The 19209-nt window shown below is 55.2% G+C and carries 14 protein-coding genes; 9 read left to right on the top strand and 5 right to left on the bottom strand.

Annotation, left to right across the window (positions count from 1 at the left end; translation table 11 throughout):
• Positions 1-4 precede the first annotated feature (4 nt).
• From AC0IM9_RS09405 to smbP, 3 genes are all read left to right on the top strand, one after another.
• A complete protein-coding gene (locus tag AC0IM9_RS09405; protein WP_482803830.1) occupies positions 5-8725 on the top strand; it encodes a GH36-type glycosyl hydrolase domain-containing protein in 8721 nt (2906 codons plus the stop codon).
• Positions 8726-8857: 132 nt separating this feature from the next.
• On the top strand, positions 8858-9049 hold the full coding sequence (locus AC0IM9_RS09400) for a hypothetical protein (RefSeq protein ID WP_482803829.1): 192 nt from the start codon (positions 8858-8860) through the stop codon (positions 9047-9049).
• An 85-nt stretch (positions 9050-9134) separates the two neighbouring features.
• The gene (gene smbP / locus AC0IM9_RS09395) at positions 9135-9452 is read left to right on the top strand and encodes a small metal-binding protein SmbP (RefSeq protein WP_445370801.1); all 318 of its coding nucleotides are present in this window, start codon (positions 9135-9137) and stop codon (positions 9450-9452) included.
• Positions 9453-9579: 127 nt separating this feature from the next.
• On the opposite strand, the gene AC0IM9_RS09390 is transcribed toward smbP, so the two are convergent.
• Entirely contained in the window at positions 9580-10152 is a 573-nt protein-coding gene (locus AC0IM9_RS09390) for a hypothetical protein (protein WP_482803828.1), read from the bottom strand.
• Positions 10153-10848: 696 nt separating this feature from the next.
• Between AC0IM9_RS09390 and AC0IM9_RS09385 the strand changes: the two genes are divergently transcribed.
• Positions 10849-11025: a CsbD family protein gene (locus AC0IM9_RS09385; RefSeq protein ID WP_140912786.1), complete on the top strand. Its 177-nt coding sequence runs from the start codon at positions 10849-10851 to the stop codon at positions 11023-11025.
• 97 nt (positions 11026-11122) lie between these two features.
• Positions 11123-11272, top strand: coding sequence for a lmo0937 family membrane protein (locus tag AC0IM9_RS09380; RefSeq protein ID WP_140912787.1), 150 nt, complete (start codon positions 11123-11125; stop codon positions 11270-11272).
• 441 nt (positions 11273-11713) lie between these two features.
• On the opposite strand, the gene AC0IM9_RS09375 is transcribed toward AC0IM9_RS09380, so the two are convergent.
• The 3 genes from AC0IM9_RS09375 to AC0IM9_RS09365 all read right to left on the bottom strand — a co-directional run bounded on the left by AC0IM9_RS09375 (position 11714) and on the right by AC0IM9_RS09365 (position 12729).
• Entirely contained in the window at positions 11714-12079 is a 366-nt protein-coding gene (locus AC0IM9_RS09375) for a phage holin family protein (protein ID WP_260839336.1), read from the bottom strand.
• Between the two features lie 90 nt (positions 12080-12169).
• Positions 12170-12400, bottom strand: coding sequence for an ElaB/YgaM/YqjD family protein (locus AC0IM9_RS09370; protein ID WP_140912789.1), 231 nt, complete (start codon positions 12398-12400; stop codon positions 12170-12172).
• Positions 12401-12414: 14 nt separating this feature from the next.
• Positions 12415-12729, bottom strand: coding sequence for a BON domain-containing protein (locus AC0IM9_RS09365; protein WP_445370797.1), 315 nt, complete (start codon positions 12727-12729; stop codon positions 12415-12417).
• A gap of 404 nt (positions 12730-13133) precedes the next feature.
• Between AC0IM9_RS09365 and AC0IM9_RS09360 the strand changes: the two genes are divergently transcribed.
• The 3 genes from AC0IM9_RS09360 to AC0IM9_RS09350 all read left to right on the top strand — a co-directional run bounded on the left by AC0IM9_RS09360 (position 13134) and on the right by AC0IM9_RS09350 (position 17002).
• On the top strand, positions 13134-14192 hold the full coding sequence (locus AC0IM9_RS09360; RefSeq protein ID WP_482803827.1) for an OmpA family protein: 1059 nt from the start codon (positions 13134-13136) through the stop codon (positions 14190-14192).
• 838 nt (positions 14193-15030) lie between these two features.
• A complete protein-coding gene (locus tag AC0IM9_RS09355; protein WP_482803826.1) occupies positions 15031-15834 on the top strand; it encodes a ferritin-like domain-containing protein in 804 nt (267 codons plus the stop codon).
• Positions 15827-17002, top strand: a complete 1176-nt coding sequence (locus tag AC0IM9_RS09350) for an NnrS family protein (RefSeq protein ID WP_482803825.1) — start codon at positions 15827-15829, stop codon at positions 17000-17002. The genes AC0IM9_RS09355 and AC0IM9_RS09350 overlap by 8 nt, the downstream gene beginning before the upstream one ends.
• Positions 17003-17051: 49 nt before the next feature.
• Here AC0IM9_RS09350 and ispG read toward each other — a convergent pair whose 3' ends face one another.
• A complete protein-coding gene (gene ispG, locus AC0IM9_RS09345; RefSeq protein ID WP_140913985.1) occupies positions 17052-18272 on the bottom strand; it encodes a flavodoxin-dependent (E)-4-hydroxy-3-methylbut-2-enyl-diphosphate synthase in 1221 nt (406 codons plus the stop codon).
• Positions 18273-18391: 119 nt separating this feature from the next.
• On the opposite strand from ispG, the gene AC0IM9_RS09340 reads away from it, so the two are divergent.
• Positions 18392-19096, top strand: coding sequence for a metallophosphoesterase (locus AC0IM9_RS09340; protein WP_505331440.1), 705 nt, complete (start codon positions 18392-18394; stop codon positions 19094-19096).
• Positions 19097-19209: the final 113 nt, after the last annotated feature.

Genomic DNA, 19209 nt, shown 5'->3' with positions numbered 1-19209 from the left:
ATCCATGGCCAAGCGGCGAGAACAAAGGCGGCATGTCAGAAGCGAGCATCCTGGCGGCGAGGAAGCGCCGATTCGCTTTGAATTGTTCAGCACGGAAAGGTTGGAACAACACGCAGACAGTCTGGCGCACGCCCAAAAAGTTATCACCTTGAAGAAAGGGCGCAAGCTGATTCCGCGGGTGCGCGAGAATGCCCAGGTTTTGTTGGAAGCTTACAAAGCCGTCGCCAAGGCGGTGCGCGAGCAACATGCCATCACCCCGGCAGCGGAATGGTTGCTGGATAATTTCCATGTGATCGAAGAGCAGATCAGCGACATTCATGTCGATCTGCCGGAAAGTTATTCGCGGGAATTGCCGAAACTCGCCGAGGGTGTATTGGCCGGATATCCCCGGGTTTACGGTATCGCCTGGGCCTTGGTGGCGCACACCGACAGCCGCTTCGCGCCGGATTTGCTGACCGTGTTCGTCAAAGCGTATCAGAGCGTCGATCCGCTGACACTGGGCGAACTATGGGCCATTCCGATTACGCTGCGGGTGTTGCTGGTCGAAAATCTGCGGCGTTTGGCCGTTAGCATCATGCGTTCGCAAAACGGCCGGCGCTTGGCGGATGAATTTGTCGATCATGTCGAACAAATCGTGGCCGGCACGGATAGGCCCGATCCGCCGGTTCCCAGCCCTGAATTGCCCGCCGAACCTTTACGCCAGGCCTATGCGGTGCAACTGCTGCAACGGTCGCATGACCCGCATCCGTCGATAGCGCTGTCCCTGGCGTTTCTGAACGACTGGCTGGGCGAGCAAGGCTTGAGCCTGGACGACATCGTGCAACGGGAACATGCCGCGCAAATCGCCGACAACCTGACGGTACGCAACATCATTACCAGTATGCGCGCCATTTCCGCATTCGATTGGCCGGGCTTTGTGGAGGATGTCAGTCTGGTCGATGCTTATCTACGCGGGCATGATGGCTATACCGCTATGGACTTTTTAACCCGCGATCGTTACCGCCACGCGATTGAGGAATTAGCCAAACACGCGCCGGCGTCTGAAGTGGAGATTGCGCGCCGGGCCGTCGCGGAAGCGCAAATCGCCAAAGATCAAGCCTGCCGCGATGCTCGGCAAACGGAGCCGGGCTATTATTTGATCGGTGCCGGCCGTTATGCTTTCGAGGCAAAACTCGCTTATCGGCCGCCCATCAAACAACGCCTGTTGCGCAGCTATGTCAGACATGCCGCCTGGGCTTATGTCGGTAGTGTGGGACTATTGACACTGTTGTTGCTGGCCTTGCCGTTGAGCGTATCCGCTGCGTCCGGGGTGAACGCTTTGCAGTTGGGTTTGTTGTGCCTGGTCCTTGCGTTTCCGGCTTCGGATATTGCTGTCGGCCTGATTAATCACTTCATTCTAGCGGGTTTGCCGCCCAATCATTTGCCGCGCTTGGAGCTAAAGCAGGGCGTGCCGGAAGCATTGAGCACGTTTGTGGTCGTGCCGACCATGTTCTTCAGCGCAAATGGCGTACTGCAACAAGTCGAACAAATGGAAATCCGTTATCTGGCCAACCCGGATGGCGCGGTGAGTTTTGCCTTGTTGTCGGATTGGGCGGATGCGGATCAGGAAACGCAGCCTAACGACGATGAGTTGCTCAGTCTTGCCCTAGATGGCGTCAACGCATTGAACGCCAAGTACGGTCAGCACAGGTTTTATGTGTTTCACCGCAAACGATTGTGGAATCCCAGCGAAGGTAAATGGATGGGTTGGGAGCGCAAGCGCGGAAAGTTGCAGGAATTCAATCGGCTATTGCGCGGTGCCTCCGATACCTCGTTTCTGCCAATCGGCGGCCAGCCGGCGGCCGCGCCGTCCGGGGTTTGCTATGTCATTACTTTGGACGCCGATACCAAATTGCCGATGGGCGTGGTTGCGCAACTGGTTGGAGTGGCCGCACATCCTTTGAACAAGCCCGTGTTCGATGCCGACAGCCAACTCATCGTCGACGGTTACGGCATCTTGCAGCCCAGAGTTACGCCGACCTTGCCGCAACGCCAGGAGCGCTCGATGTTCCACCAAATTTTCGCCGGCGCCTCCGGTACCGATGCCTATTCCAGTTCGGTATCCGAGCTGTATCAGGACTTGTTCGGCCTCGGCACTTATAGCGGCAAGGGCCTATACCATGTCGACAGTTTCGAAGCGGCGTTGGCGGGGCGGGTCCCGGAGAACACTCAGCTCAGCCATGATTTGTTCGAGAGCGTTTACGTCCGGTGCGGCTTGGTTAGCGACATCGAGTTTTTCGAAGAATTTCCGTCGCACACCGAAGTCGCTGCCTCGCGCGGACATCGGTGGACCCGTGGCGATTGGCAACTAATACCCTGGATTTTCGGCCCGCTCGGCAAAGGCATGCCGATGATAGGCCGCTGGAAAATGCTCGACAATCTGCGCCGGTCGCTGTCGGCGCCGGCAGCCTTTTCCGCCCTGGTGGCAAGCTGGACCATACCCGATGCGCCACTGGCGATCCTGATCGGCTTCGTGCTGACGGCCTTGGCTTTTCCGGCCATTCTGGCGGTTACCGCCGGCTTTACCTTACCCCGGCGCGGAATTACTTTTGCCACGCATTTGCGCAGTTCCTTAGAGAACATCGCCTGGGCACTGTGCAATAGCCTGGTGGCGTTAACGCTGTTGGCGCAACAGGCCTGGTTGATGACCGACGCTATCGTCACCACGCTGGTGCGCTTGTTCGTCACGCGCCGCAAATTGCTGAAATGGGTGACGGCCTTGCAAGCTAAAGCCGGGGCAGGCCATGCGTTGAAGAATTTAATCCGCCCGCTCAGCCACTCGTCCTCGGTGGTGTTCGGTGCCGGCGCGTTGGTGGTGATGTTCAATCCGGGCGCGATTGTGCCGGCGGCGCCGTTTTTAGTGCTTTGGTGGTTGGCGCCGGTGGTGGCGCGGGCCTTGAGTCTGCCGCCTAAAATCGATAGCGCCGAAGCGCTGTTGCCGGCCGATAGCGCGCAATTGCGCTTGTATGGCCGGCGTATCTGGCGGTTTTTTACCGCCTTTGTCACGCCAGCAGAACACTATCTGCCGCCGGATAATTTTCAGGAAGATCCGCAAGCGGTTATCGCCCATCGCAGTTCGCCGACCAATTTCGGTCTGTATTTGTTGTCGGTGGTGTCCGCCCGTGATTTCGGCTGGCTAGGTTTGATCGACACCGTCGAGCGTCTGGAAGCGACGCTGGCCACTCTGACCGACTTGCCCAAACTGCACGGGCATTTTTATAACTGGTACGACACCCGCAACTTGCAAATGCTGGAACCACGTTACGTGTCCACCGTCGATAGCGGCAATCTGGCCGGCCATGTGCTGACGCTGGCGCAAGCCTGCCGGGACATGGCCGGCCGACCGCTGGATTTAAACAACGCGTTGCTTGGACTGGCCGATACGCATCGCTTATTACTAGACGCTTTGACCAATATCGGCGATAACCGCCGAACCCTGACGGTAACCTTAAAAGAATTGCGGCAAAAAGCCGATACTTTAACCGAGCTACTGGCCAGCCGTCCCACAGACGCCGTTACCTGGAGCGCGCTGTGGCAGCAATTGACCGTGTGCGGCAACGCCTTGCTCGATCTGGCGAATGCGCATGCCGCGGAACGCGGCGATAGCCAGGATAACGAAGTGCTGGCCTGGGCTGGCTTTTTATTCGACGACATCCGTTCGCATGCCCGCGATGTGGCTATGTTGCTTCCGTGGATTCATTTTCCCGAGCAATACCCGCCACTCTGTACACAGAGTGGCGAAACAAACCAGCAATTTGCTTTGGAAACGCCGCTATGCGAACTCCCCGACCGCTATGCTGTTTGGGCCGATCATGCAGAATATGCCCGGCCGGAACAGGCAACTTCCGCTCAGAAGGCCTTGATTGTGCTGCTGCGCCGGGCTGGCGAACAGACCGGGGCCCTGCATCGGCGCCTGGCTATCATGGCCGATCGGTTTGAAGGTTTGTTTCGGGACATGGATTTTCGGTTTTTGTACGACGCCAATCGGCACATGTTTGCCATCGGCTACCGGGTGGCGGAAGGCGCCATCGATCCCAGTTATTACGATCTGCTGGCGTCCGAGGCCAGGTTGTCCAGTCTTATCGCCATCGCCAAACGCGACGTGCCCAGTTCCCATTGGTTCCATTTGGGCCGGCGGGTGACGCGTGTCGCCCACGGCACGGTTTTGCTGTCCTGGTCCGGGTCGATGTTCGAATACCTGATGCCGTCGTTGGTGACCTTTACTCCCCGCTACAGCCTGCTGGATCAGACCTGCCGCTTGGTGGTAAAGCGGCAGATCGAATACGGCAAGGAACGCGGCGTGCCGTGGGGCGTGTCGGAATCGGCGTTCAACGGCCGAGACATCTACTTGACCTACCAGTATTCCGCCTTCGGCGTGCCCGGTCTGGGCATGAAGCGCGGCTTGGGCGAAGAACTGGTAATAGCCCCTTACGCCACGGCGTTGGCGGCGATGTATCTACCGCATGCCGCGGTCGAAAACTTCGCCTGCCTGGAACGGGAAGGTGGGCTGGGGCGTTATGGTTTTTACGAAGCGCTGGATTTTACACCGGTCCGTCTGGCGGATGGCCAGCGTGTGGCATTGGTGCGTTGTTATATGGCGCATCATCAAGGGATGTCGCTGGTAGCGTTCGCCAATGTGATACATGACGGATCGATGCGACACCGTTTCCATCGCGCGGCGCTGATTCAAGCCGCGGATTTATTGTTGCAGGAACGTATCCCGCACGGCGCCGATACCAGCGTACTGCCTTTGTTGCAGGAACTCTCCGATGTGAAAGAAACCGTGCAACCGCCGGTGCGCCGAGTGCCGTCGCCGATGTCGCCCGTGCCGTCCACGCTGCTGTTGTCTAATGGCCGTTACTCGGTCATGTTGACTGCTGCGGGCTCCGGCTATAGCCAGTGGCGGAATCTGGCTGTCACCCGTTGGCGGGAAGATACCACCCGCGATGCCTGGGGCAGTTATTTATACCTGCGCGACGTCGATAGCGGCCAGGTCTGGTCGGCCGGCTACCAACCGACTACAGCCACCCCTGACCACTATGACGTGGTGTTTGTCGAGGACCGGGCGCGGATCACGCGTACCGATGGCGCCATTGTCACTACTCTGGAAATCGTGGTATCGCCGGAAGACGATGCCGAAATCCGCCGGCTGAGTTTGACCAATAACAGCATGCGCGAGCGCGAAGTGGAAGTGACGTCTTATGCCGAAATCGTGCTGACGACGATGCCGGCCGACATTGCCCATCCGGCGTTTTCCAATTTATTTGTCCAGACCGAGTACTTGTCGCAGACCAGGGCATTAATCGCGCATCGCCGGCAACGCTCCGCCGAAGACCCGCAATTGTGGGCCGCGCACGTGCTGGCCGACCGGCAAACCGGCGATGGTTTGCAATATGAAACCGACCGGGCTCGTTTCATAGGCCGCGGCCAAACTTTGCGGGCGCCATTGGCTGTGATGGACGGCCGACCGTTAAGCAATACCGTCGGGGCGGTGCTCGATCCGATATTCAGCCTGCGCACTCGCGTTAAAATCGCCGCGGGGGCGACCGAGCATCTGACCTTTACCACGCTGGTCGCCGCCTCGCGTCAGGCTGCCGCGGATTTGGCCGACAAATATCATAATCTGATGGCCTGGGAACGGGTGTCTGCCCTGGCCTGGACCCATGCCCATGTGCAACTGCACCATTTGCATACCAAGCCGGATGAGGCTCAGCTGTTTCAAATGCTGGCCAATCGGCTGATTTATGCCGATCCGTCGTTAAGGCCGGCCGGGAAGTTGCTGCAACTGAATAAGCTGAATGTCGCCGGTTTGTGGCGCCACGGTATTTCCGGCGATAGACCGATCTTGTTGCTGCGGGTCGGCGAGCCGGAAGATCGCGCGATTGTTGCGCAATTGCTGCGCGCTCACGAATATTGGCGGATTAAAGGCCTCACCGTCGATCTGCTGATCCTGAATGAAAGGGAAGCCTCTTACGTCGAGGACTTTCACAATCTGCTGGAAACGCTGGTGCGGGAAAATCTGGCGCGTTCTGCGTTGGCAGAGCACGAACGGCAGGGTGCGATTTTTGTGCAGCAGGCCGGTCAGTTATCCCTGGAAGAGCGGCGTTTGTTACAGACGGCGGCGCGGGCGATGTTGGTGGGCAATCGCGGTACCCTGGCCGAACAACTGTTAAGGCATCCGCGCCCGGCGATGCCGTTCATCGCCATGCCCTCCCTGCCGTTACTGACGGGTGAAGCGCCGGTACTGGCGGCACCGCCGCTGGAAATGTTCAATGGGTTGGGTGGCTTTGCCGAAGACGGCCGCGAATATGTGATCGTGCTGGATAAAGGCCAGAACACGCCGGCGCCGTGGATCAACGTGATTGCCAATTCTGAATTCGGTTTCACGGTCTCCGAGTTGGGTAGCGGTTGCACCTGGTGCGGCAATAGCCGCGAGAACCAATTAACGCCCTGGTCGAACGATCCGGTCGGCGATGCGCCGGGCGAGGTATTTTATTTACGCGATGACGAAACCAACGAACTGTGGACGCCGACCGCGCTGCCAATTCGGGTTGAGAATGCCAGTTATTTGATACGGCACGGCCAGGGTTATAGCCGCTTTGAACATGCTTCCCACGGGATCCACAGCGAGTTGTTGCAGTTCGTCGATCCGCTTGATCCGATCAAATTGTCCGTGTTGACTCTGGTCAATGTGTCCAGGCGACGTCGGCGCTTAAGCGTCACGGCCTATCTGGAATGGGTGCTCGGTGCCTCACGTAGCGTTACCGCGCAGCATATTGTCACGGAACTTGATCCAGAAACCGGCGCCATGTTCGCATATAACCCTTGGGCTCAGGAATTTGGCGATGAGATCGCTTTTGCTGATTTGGCCGGACGGCAAACGGCCTGGACCGCCAACCGCAGCGAATTTCTCGGTCGTAACGGCAGTCTGGACGCCCCGGCCGGCTTGTTAAACCGCAAACCACTGAAAAACCGGGTCGGTGCGGGTATGGACCCTTGCGCGGCTTTGCAAACCAGCTTTGAACTGGCGCCTGGTGAAAATATTGAGCTAGTGTTTTTATTTGGGCAGGGCAAGGATAAAGCGCACGCCAGCGAATTAATCCACCGCCACAGGTTAAATGACGTTGGCGCTGCGTTTACCGTGGTCAAACGGTCGTGGCAAGACATACTGGTCAAGGTGCAAGTCAAAACCCCGGACCGCGAGCTGGATGTGCTGTTGAACGGTTGGCTGCTTTATCAAACCTTGAGCTGCCGGATGTGGGCGAGGGCGGCGTTCTATCAGGTCGGCGGCGCCTTTGGCTTTCGCGATCAATTGCAGGACAGTATGGCCTTGGCGGTGACCAGGCCCGATTTGACCCGCGCGCATATTCTGCGCGCCGCCGCCCGCCAGTTCGAAGCGGGCGACGTGCAACATTGGTGGCATCCGCCCACCGGTCGCGGTGTGCGCACCCGTTTTTCCGATGATCGGGTCTGGCTGCCGTTTGTGGTCGCCCACTATCTAAAAGTCAGCGGCGATAACGCGGTACTGGAAGAATTATTACCGTTTCTGGAAGGGCCTGAGTTGGCGGAGGGGCAGGACGACGCCTATTTTCATCCGACCGAAACCGGTCGAGAAGCAAGTCTGTTCGAGCATTGCGCGCGGACGTTGGATTTGAGTCTGGCTACCGGTGCCCACGGTTTGCCGTTGATCGGTAGCGGCGACTGGAACGACGGCATGAATCGGGTCGGCAACCGCGGGCAGGGCGAGAGCATTTGGCTGGCGTGGTTCCTGATCAAAACCCTGTCGGATTTTGCCTCGATTGCCGAAACGCGTGGCGACATTGAACGCGCCGCGAGATGGCTGGAGCATGCCGGACAACTGCGCAGCGCCGTCGAAGCGGAGGGCTGGGATGGTGCCTGGTACCGGCGGGCTTATTTCGACGACGGCTCACCGCTGGGGTCGGCCACCAATGCCGAATGCCGGATCGATGCCATCGCCCAAAGTTGGGGCGTCATCTCCGGTGCCGCCGACCCGGAGCGGGTGCGGCGGGCGATGGAGTCGGTACGCGAATATCTGGTGCGCTACGGCGACGATTTGCTGTTGTTGTTCACGCCGCCGTTCGACAAGACCGAGCGCGACCCCGGCTATATCAAAAGTTATCCGCCCGGCATCCGTGAGAACGGCGGGCAATACACCCACGCCGCAATCTGGTCGGTGATTGCCTATGCGCTGCTCGGCGAAGGCGATCAAGCCGCCGAATTGCTGCGCATGCTGAATCCGATCAAGCGCAGCGCCAGCCGAACCGGGGTCTATGCCTATAAAGTCGAGCCCTATGTGCTGGCGGCGGATATTTATTCAGAGGCACCGCACGCCCGCCGCGGCGGCTGGACCTGGTACACCGGCGCGTCCGGTTGGTTTTATCGGGCCGGGTTGGAATCGATCCTGGGTTTACAACTGCGCGGCGATCGTTTGCTGTTCGAGCCGTGTATTCCGAAAGCCTGGCAAGGCTACAGCATGGTCTATCGGCATGGTGCCAGTGTTTATAACATCAGTGTTGAGAATCCGGATGGCGCCACCCGTGGCGTTGCCTGCCTCGAGTTGGACGGCGTAGCGCAAGTGCCTGGCGAAGGCATTGGTTTGCGGGACGACGGAAAACAGCATCGAGTCTTAGTGGTTGTGGGCCTTGCGCAAGTCGTTGCCACCTAGCGGTCAATCTGTTGGTTACCGTACCGACGGTTGATGGGATTAGGGTTATTGTGTTGGTTGAGCGTCGAGAAAACTTAATTCGCGCTTGGATCATGGCTAATTCGGCTATGGTCGACATTTCAGGAGATCAACATGCATAAACAAGCCATGAACGGCCGAGTCGAATCGATAAAGGCCAAAGTGATAGAGATCACCGGTAACACTCGGGACGACAATTTCAGTGAGGATGGCAGTGAGGTGCCGATGCGTGCCGATAAGGATAGGGTCGGCTTTGCCGCTACCCGACGCAATGTGAAGAAAGCCAACAAAAACGATCGTTATTGAATGCCGCTCAGCCAAGACTGGATCGCCAAATTACTATTGAGGGTAATGAGTCCAGATTTCGAACCCATTATTGAAGGAAAACTATATGAATATTATCCGTACTAAATTGATCGGCCTATCAGCGGGCAGCGTTTTGATTTTTTGCGCTGTCAATGCCGAGGCGGCGGAAAGCCATATGGCACTGTCGTTGGAACACGCGCAAACGGCCGCTAAAACCGGCGACGTAAAAACCGTTGCCGATCATGCCGATGCCGCAAAGGGCCATATCAAAATTGTCGATGAGCACCTAAAAGCCGCCGTCACCAGTCTGGATGCCGCGATTGCACACGGGAAACAGGGCCATGCCGATTTAGCGAAAAAATCTGCCGAAGAAGCCGTGGCTCATCTGAAAGCCGCGCAATAGCATCAAGTCTGTTGTCGCGTAAAAACGGCGGATGAATAACCCGCCGTTTTTTTATGTCCCATCGTGTCGAAGCAGGGAACCAGAATAAGCCGGACGCGCAAAACCGCTCGCCCGGTTTCGCTGGTGCTTACGAATATACGACGTTGGATTTACGGCGTCCGGTAAACAATAAACCCAGCACTGCGCTAGTCATCAACCATGCCGAGGCCGGTAAGGGCACGGCCGACGGGCCGTCGCTAGTGGCTTGGGAAGGGCTGATGTCGAACGAATACAAAAAGTGCAAATTGTTAAACGCTCCCGCATCTGCAAACATTAGCAAGGTCGCGTCCGAGCCAAGATTGGCATTGCCAAACGCCGAACTCCAAAGACCGCCGGACAGCATTCCAATTTGAAAATTACTGGAGCCCAATAGCGTACCGGATGATGTACCGGTGTTGACAGTGTAATTGGAGCCGCTGGCGGCAAACGATACCGCGCCGACACCGGTAAATGTGACGACGGGAGTGGCGCTAGCGATGTTAGCCGTGTCTTCGAAAATTCCGAAGGTATCGGACAGTGAGGGAAACGGAAACGATGTCGGGCTGAATGCCAGAAAGTTCGCGTCGCCATCGTTCGGTGCCCAAACACTAGCAGAACTAGCGGTAGACATGGCTAACAGGCAAGCAGCAAGTGAGGTTTTTACGAATGGATTGATTTTCATAGGTTTTTCCAAATAATGTTATGTTAACAAACGGCCATCCCGTGGCCGACTTACCCCCCCAGCCGGGTATCGTTTTGCAATGCCGGCTGCGACAGAGTTTTTTCGACTGTTAATTGCGTAGCCATATACAGTCGTGCTGCCTTTGGACCTATCGCCCGAGCGCATAGGGATACCCGCCAAAAAATCGTTCCGCAGATCAAATTCCAGGCTAGCGTAATGGTTAAAGCTCATGCTCCGGAGTTGGCTAAACCAACCGCGACTGATGCGATTGCCAGATTGTCCGGAGATTGCCGTCTGGTAAGAGCAGCGCTGGCGCTGGCATCGCTATGGGTTTACGAACCGAGTTCAGCAGGCCTTTGCAAGTCAAGCGATTGCGTCGTTTTGGGGTTACGGTCCAGCAAACACAGTAACAGTTTAAGCTTTGCCTACCCGGAGCGTCGGTGCGTTATCCAACATAGGTTGCTTGGTGCTCTTGCCCCATTTTTAGCCCTGCGGGCCAGAGTGGAAATTCGAGTTTTGGATATGGATCGGTTCCGGCTCGGTGGAATCGATCCGTCTGATATCTAGTATTCAGTCTATGTACGCTGGCGCACCGACCCTGTCAGGTTTTGGCGGTATCGTTTGCCACGGGTGAGATCAGAGTATTCCGCCTTGGTCATGGCATTTTGCCTATGGCTGACACCACTGGAGAACCGCATGAACAAAGAACAAGTGAAAGGCCGAGTCGTAGAACTCAAAGGTAAAGCTAAGGAAGCTGTCGGTGTTCTGGTTGACGACAAGTCCTTGCAGGTAGAGGGAAACGTTCAAAAAAACTTAGGCAAGTTGGAAGCCGGATTTGGCGATTTGAAGCAGGAGCTAAAAAACAAGCTGTAAATACATGCGTCATTTTTTCAAGGATAAATGCTGCGGCCATTTGCCGGCATATCCAGATTTTCCATCGGCTATTCGTAGCCTTTAACGGAGAGATACCATGCTCGAAACTATTGCAATTTTATTAGTCATCCTATGGGTACTGGGGTTGGTGTCTTCGTACACACTCGGCGGTTTCATTCATATTTTGTTGGTTCTCGCGCTGATTGCGATTGCTCTGCGTATTATTCAAGGCAGAAGAGTGTTGTGACGGAGAGTGGTGCCTCGGCGACGAGACTTCCGTAAGGTCGCCGCAGGGCATTCGCGGTTAGATCGATCGATTAACAGTTAGGGGAACTGGGTTGATTGAAGCGCTTCATCAACCTGGTTACCGGTAACGCGGAATATAAGGTATGAAGCATCAACATCAGGTCGATTACGTTTCTAAGCCGAGTAGGTTCTGCCGTTCCTGAATCCGTAATCGTCTTGCGTGGTTCGCGCGGCGGGCATTTGCTGAGTTCGCCGGTTATGAATCCGATACTACCCGCCAGTATCAAACTGGCTGGAGACACCATTTTTCTGCGTATACTCCCGATCAATTCCAGTTTGCAGGTCGTGACCGCCCGTTGCCGATTAAGCACGCGCCGTTCCGCGTCGCGGATTTGTGTATGCAAACAATGGGATGTGCCTTTGTGTCCGAGCTTCACCGGCGTCATCCTCGCCTCCGGTTTGAAGGCGGCTTTAACGGTGTTTTCAAACTACGCTGCAGGGCCGGGAATTGAAGATAACGGCTTTGGCGACGGATCAGGCTGCAAAGCACGAGTGCCGACAGCAAGTTGATGGCTACCGCAATCAATATCGCGGTGCCGACCGCCAGCCCGTACTCGGCCAGCCAATGTACTCCGGCCGCAAGCAGAGCCAGCCAAGCGGCGCTGAGCAATAAAGCGAGCATGATTCCAGCGACGATTATGGTCACTAAACTTTGGCCGGCCCGGCGCGTTTCTAACGCGGCGAGCCGAAAGCGATCCTGGCCTAAACCATACAATTGATCCCATAGGGCCTGGATATCCGCCAGCACTCCGGCCTCGCTAGCCTGCTCGGCAGGTGCGGTGGAGGACACGGAACCATGGTTTTGCTTTACGGAGTTCGAGCTCACTTGGCTTGAGGCCTAACGACTGCTCAATAGTCGGCTGAGTAAAAATCCGGCCGCAACCGCAATGCCCAACGATGTGACCGGGTTATCGCGAATATAGCCTTGGCAGTTTTTCACGAGGCGTTGCTCGGCGGTTTTAAATTGTTCGCTTTTTTGATCCAGCGTATCCGCCGCTTGATGAGATGCGCTGGCGATTTTATCCACGGCTTCGTGGACGTAATTGGATGCTTTATCGATTGTTTCCATCTGGTTTTATCCTCTTATTTAAGGCGCATATCGTTTTTTACCGAGGTTACGCCCTTTACATTGCGGGCAATTTCCACTGCCCTGTTGATGTCGGCTTGGGAACTGACGAAACCGCTTAATTGCACTATCCCCTTGAACGTCTCGACATTGATTTGACCGGATCTCAGATTGGGCTCATCGAACAACATCGCTTTCACCTTGGTGGTGATGACGCTGTCGTCAATGTATTCGCCGGTGCCTTCGTGCCTATTCGTCGAAGCGCAACCGGCCGAAACCAGTAATGTCAGGGCCACAAGGAATGCGGAAAATAATTTAGTCAGGCTTTTCATGGGTATGTCTCCGGAATTGGAACGTAAAGACACTATTCGATGGCCGCTTAGCGCTCGTCGCTATGCAACTCACTGAACGCGTCCCGCTTGAGCTGGATTGGGGTTCTGAGACCTTGAGATCACTTTAACGGGTTATTCCGGAATCAGTCGGTGCGCTAGCGTACATAAAGTACCAAGCCGGTAATGCCGCGACGTCTGTGTTGAGGAAGTAATGGGTGTTTGCTTAGAAACTGGAGGTCAGTGTGCTTATGTGCGTTACCGTACCGACAGTCTATCTCTGTTGCGAATAAGCTACTTGACAGCTTTTTTACAACAGATCGTCGAGAAAGTTAAGCGAGTCGGGATGGCTGGTCTGATCGGCGACGCCATTTACGTGTTCCCATTTTTTACTTAAAGGAAAGATTATGCTGAATAAACACTTACTGCCTTTCGCCTCTTTAGTCGGCATGGCAATGGTGCCGCAGGTGCGCGCCGCGGATCAATATCAAGATAACCGCTGGTATGTTGCGCCGTTTGCAACCTTTATCAACAGCGGTGGCGACAGGCGTGCGAGCGACGGTTGGGGGGGCGGTGTCGGCGTCGGTAAAATCATCGATCAGCATTTTAACGTCGAGATAAAAGGTTTTTATCAAGGCTTTGGCGGCGATAACGGTCCGTGGGATCTGGCCGGCGGGGGTGCCGATGTACAGTACTATTTGTTCCGCGATAAATTCTCGCCTTATGCGGTGGTGGGTTTGGGCGGCATGAACACCTGCGCCTCCGCCAACTGCGGTATCGGTTTTATCGGCGAGGCCGGTATCGGCGCCAGTTATGAGGTTAACGACAATTTGCTGATACGCAGCGATGTGCGTTACCGCTACAACAATAATTTGAACGCCCATGTTCAAGCCGGCACCGACGAATTTCACGACATGACCGTCAATTTAGGCGTGGTGATTCCGTTTGGCGATAAACCCAAATACGCGGCGAAGACTGACACCCGCGCCGCGCCAGTGCCGTTCGCGGTGGCGCCCAAACCCGATTGCAGCACGTTGGATTCCGATGGCGACGGCGTCAACGATTGTCTGGACAAATGCCCGGGGACTATCAAAGGCGCCACGGTCGACATCAAAGGTTGCGCGGTTCGGTTGATACTGAAAGGGCAGCATTTTAAATACGATTCCGCCGAACTCGGCGAAAACGCCAAACAACTGCTGGACGGCGTAGCCAGGGATTTGATCGCGTTTCCGCAGAAAAATGAAATTGAAGTGCAAGGCCATGCCAGTAGCGAAGGTAGTGATTCCTACAATATGAAACTGTCGCAAAGGCGGGCGCATTCGGTTGTTGAATACCTGAAGGCAAAAGGTGTTACCAACCGATTATCCGCAAAGGGCTATGGCGAAACCCGGCCAGTCGGCGACAATGCAACCGAAGCCGGTAAATCCGAAAACCGGCGGGTCGAGTTGATCTGGATCGAAGAGTGATTACCACTTACCTGCTGAAAATCTTGGAAACGGAGCGCGAGCGAAGTGAAGATTTTTAGTTCGAGATAGCCGTAGCGCCGGCCGGATATTCGCAGCGAAGCGCAGAAAACCTGCAAGGCGTCGTGAAACGGCGTCAAATCATGCGAGAGCCAATGTTTCGATCCGCTTGTTGGGTCGAACGATGTGATGTGCACGAACCGGAGCCGCCGAAGGCGTGAGCGGTCGGGGCGATTTTGCTGACTTTTCCGGGATTCTGCTGGGAAAAATCGGCAAAAAGAAAGCGCGCTATCCCTGCCTGTGGCGCCCCCACCGTTCATCGACGCACGTTACCTTGGCTCAACAGAGCTTAGGTTCTCCCTGCTCGGCGCTAAGACCTTTAGCGCGCCAGTGTAGTAAAAATCTAGTACTGCAAGATGGATACGACATTGATATTGGTCTCGCTGTAGTAGAACTTTAAAATTGCGAGATTTACAAGTTGTTGATTTTATTTTCTAATAAAAGGCGCTAATTGACTGGGAGTAAGTGTCGTGGGTTCTGATGCCTCGGCCCCAACCAATATTTTCAATGACTTACTCGATTTTTTACTGCGCTCTATATTTGAAGTGTCGTATTTCTCTAAACAAGATTTTGCGTTGCCAACACGGGGTTTAAGGTGTTCGCTTGATAGATGCGCATACCTTGCCATATTCAGTTAGCCCATCCTCCCCGTTTTTGCACGACATTTAGCGGTACGGCTTCCGGTTTGAACGGGCTTGCTTAAGTATGACGTATATCGTTCATCTCAATTTCCGTTGATAGCTTGAGTTTCTGAATTGATCAAATCCCGTCTTAATTCCAGATGAAATCAGTGTTCGAATTTGCCGAGCGGTGTCTGTTCGACGCCGATATCGAGCGAAAACTTGCCTTTACCTTCCAGGCCCGCCAACTATTGGCGGAAAATCGGCTGTCGTTTGCGCCGGTCGGCGAGGCATTGCCGATCGCTGCTACGGTCTTCCCCGCAAAACCTGAATTATTGATGCCGCGGGACATGCCGAAACGGCGCTTGGATACCGACGAAGGCAAGGCGGCTTTTTTCCATGCCTTGGCTCATATCGAATTCGTCGCAATCTATCTGGCCTGGGACATTATCTACCGCTTTCGCGGCTTGCCCGACGATTTTTACCGCGATTGGTTACTGATTGCCGATGAGGAGGCGCAACATTTCCAACTCATCCGCAACCGGCTAAGGCAATTGGGCTGCGATTACGGCGATCTGCCGGCGCACGGAGGCTTGTGGTCTCATGCGGAAGATACGGCAGAAGATATTTTAGCCCGATTGGCGATCGTGCCGCGTTGTATGGAGGCGCGCGGATTGGACGTGACGCCGGGCATGCGCGACAAGCTGGCGGCGATGGGCGATGCGGACGGCGCTGCCATATTGGAGCGGGTATATACCGACGAAATCGGCCATGTCGAGCGCGGTTCGTATTGGTTCAAGAGCCTGGCCTGGCAGCAGGGACTGCCCCCCGAGCAGCATTATAAGGATTTGATTTTGGGTTATTACAAGGGGAAACCCAAAGGGCCATTTAACCGAGAAGTGCGTATAATCGCCGGTTTCTCGGATAACGAACTCGACTGGCTGGAGGAAAGGGCGCATGAATAACAAACCGGTTTTTGATTACCCGCTGTTTGCAATGGGCTTTCGCGCTTTTTTTGCGCTAGCGGGTTTATCGGCGCTGGCTTTGATTGCACTATGGAATTCGATGTCCAAAGGCGCCTTGCATATCGACAATTACTTCGCCGGTAGCCTGTGGCATGCGCATGAGATGTTGTTGGGTTACACCGCGGCGGTGATAGCCGGTTTTTTGCTGACCGCCGTCAGAAACTGGACCGGTTTGCAAACCGTCAACCCGGACCAATTGGCCTCATTGAGTTTTTTATGGACATACGGCCGGGTATTGCCGTTTTATTCGGGTTTGCTGCCGGACGGATTGATCGCCGTGGTCGATATGCTGTTCCTGCCGGCGGTGGCTTATTTCTTGGTCCGGCCCTTGCTGAAGACGGGCAATTTCAAAAATCTGGTTTTTATCGCTTTATTGCTGTTGCTGACGCTCGGTAACGGCTTGATGCACGCTCAGATTTTGGGTGTGTCGGCAACCAGCGCCGGCTTGGGGTTGACGCTGGTAGTTGCGGTAGTGGTGGCGATGATTTTGGTAATCGCCGGCCGGGTATTTCCGTTTTTTACCGAACGCGGATTGTCAGGTGTGATTTGCATCCGCAATCCTGCTTTGGACTTGGCTGCGGTCGCTGCCGGCGTGGCGGTTTTTGGGTTGCTGATGTTTGACGTCTCCGGTGCGGTGTTGGCGGTCGCGGCAATTGCGGCTCTGGTTATCAATGTGTTGCGGGTGTCCGCTTGGTACAACGCGCGGATCTGGTACGTGCCGTTGTTATGGGTGTTATACATCGGTTACGGTTGGTTAATACTCGGATTCGGCTTGGTGGCATTGTCGGCATTTGCCTGGGTTCAACCGGTATTGGCACTGCATGCCTTTACGGTCGGCGGTATCGGCGTATTGACACTGGGGATGATGGCAAGGGTGGCGTTGGGGCATACCGGGCGGGCGCTGAAGGCCTCGAATGTAGTGGCGATTGCGTTTTTACTGTTGAATATCGCGACGCTGTTCAGGGTAATGTTTCCGGCGTTGCTGCCGGCGTGGTACGGCGGCTTTGTCATGATTTCCAGCTACAGCTGGTTGGCGGCGTTTTCGTTATTCGCTTTTTATTATGCGCCGATACTGATATCGCCGCGGATCGACGGTCAACCCGGCTGACAGGCAATAAAAAAGGCGGCTGAAAGCCGCCTTTTTTGTGGTCGGGGAGTTACTGGGCGCTGTAGTGCGTCTCGATGTAGCGTTCGACTAGTGCTTGGAATTCCTCGGCAATATGGTCGCCCTTTAAGGTCACGGTCTTGACGCCGTCTTCGAATACCGGCGCGACAGGCGACTCCCCGCTACCCGGCAAGCTGATGCCAATGTTGGCGTTCTTACTTTCGCCGGGGCCGTTGACGACGCAGCCCATTACTGCGACTTCCATATTTTCCACGCCTTTGTATTTGTCTTTCCAGATTGGCATTTGATCGCGCAGGAAAGCTTGGATATCCTGGGCTAGGCGTTGGAAATAATCACTGGTGGTACGGCCGCAACCCGGGCAGGCGATGACCATTGGCGTGAACGAACGAAAGCCCATGGTTTGCAAAATTTCCTGAGCGACGATAACCTCCTTCGTACGTGAGGCGCCGGGCTCTGGTGTTAGGGAGACGCGGATGGTGTCGCCGATGCCTTGCTGCATCAATACGCCCAAAGCGGCGGCGGAGGCGACGATGCCTTTGGAGCCCATACCGGCTTCAGTCAAGCCTAAATGCAGGGGGTAGTCGCAACGACTGGAGATGTCTTGGTAGATACTGATCAACTCCTGCACGTTGCTGATTTTGCAAGACAGCACGATTTTGTCCTTGCCCAGTCCAAGTTCGACGGCTTTGGCGGCGCTTTCCAGTGCCGACAGAATGATCGCTTCCCGAGTAATGGCAGGAAGCTCTTTGGGTTGTGCTAGCTGGCGATTTTCGTCCAGCAAGCGGGTCAATACCGCTTGGTCCAAGCTGCCGCCGTTAACGCCGATCCGGACCGGTTTGTTATAGCGAATCGCAAATTCGATCATTTGCTGGAATTGCGGATCGCGAGCTTTGCCTTTGCCGACGTTGCCAGGGTTGATGCGGTACTTGGCAAGGGCTTGAGCGCAGTCCGGGTACTTTTCCAACAGTTTGTGGCCGTTAAAGTGAAAGTCGCCAACAATCGGTACTGAAAAGCCTTTTTGTTCCAGTTGGTTGACGATTTCCGGAACGGCTTTGGCGGCTTCTTCGGTATTGACTGTGACTCTGACGATTTCCGAGCCGGCGGTCGCTAGTTCCATGATTTGTTGAACGCTTCCTGCAACATCAGCTGTATCGGTGTTGGTCATGGATTGAACTACGATCGGCGCGCCGCCGCCGACTTTAACGTTACCTACCAAAACCTGTTGGGTGTGTTTTCTGGGGCTAATCGACATAGAATTGTGTTTTCAGGAACTCGAGTTGTTTAAAAATACCAAGTAATTCACTTAGGATTAAAATTATACCTCCATAGCCACGGGACGGAAAAATTTTGCGGATAAATTACTTCTCTGATGTGCACTTAGAGTTTGGCGACCAAAGTTTGCCCGACACCGATGCCGATATCGTAGTCGCTGCCGGCGACATCGGTGTTTTCAGTCAAGGCGTGGAATGGTTGAAGGCAATAGGCAAGCCGGTAATTTACGTTGCCGGTAATCATGAGTTTTACGGCTACGAGTATCGGCAAACGCTGGAGATGCTGCGGGAGCAGTGTGCCAACACCCAAATTCGGTTTCTGGAAAAGGGGCAGTTCGTGTTTCAGGGGGTGCGTTTTTTAGGGTGCACCCTGTGGAGCGATTTGTTCGTCGACGGTTTGGACAAGGCCGAGGCGCTTGGTCGATCGTTGAACGATTTTCGTAAGATTCTGTTCGGCCACCAAGCGTTTCGGCCGGAGCAATTCGTCGAATTGCACCGGGAATCGCGGCTTTGGCTGGAACAGCGGCTGGCTGATCCTTATCCCGGAAGAACAGTGGTAGTGACTCACCATGCGCCGACCGAATGGAGTTGGATCGATTCGCCGAACGTGATCAAAAAAATCGCCTATTGCAACGACCTGAAGCCGCTGTTCCACGAGTACGAAATTGCCGCCTGGTTTCACGGGCATGTGCACAATTTGGGCGACTACCGGATCGCCGACGCCCGGATTTTGAGCAATACCCGCGGGTATTTGGGGCGGAAAACCGTCGCCGGTTTCGACATCAATAAGGTCGTGGAAATTTGATTCCGGTAATCATTTTTCAGACGGTTTGGCAAGCGGCTTTTCCTGGCTTGCGGCTCGGGATTTATCGTTGAGAAAGCCGATAACTTGTGATGTAATGGCAAGGTTTTAAGTTT

This window comes from Methylomonas sp. Uni0011, assembly GCF_056850255.1.
This window is presented reverse-complemented; position numbering and strand designations above follow the sequence as displayed.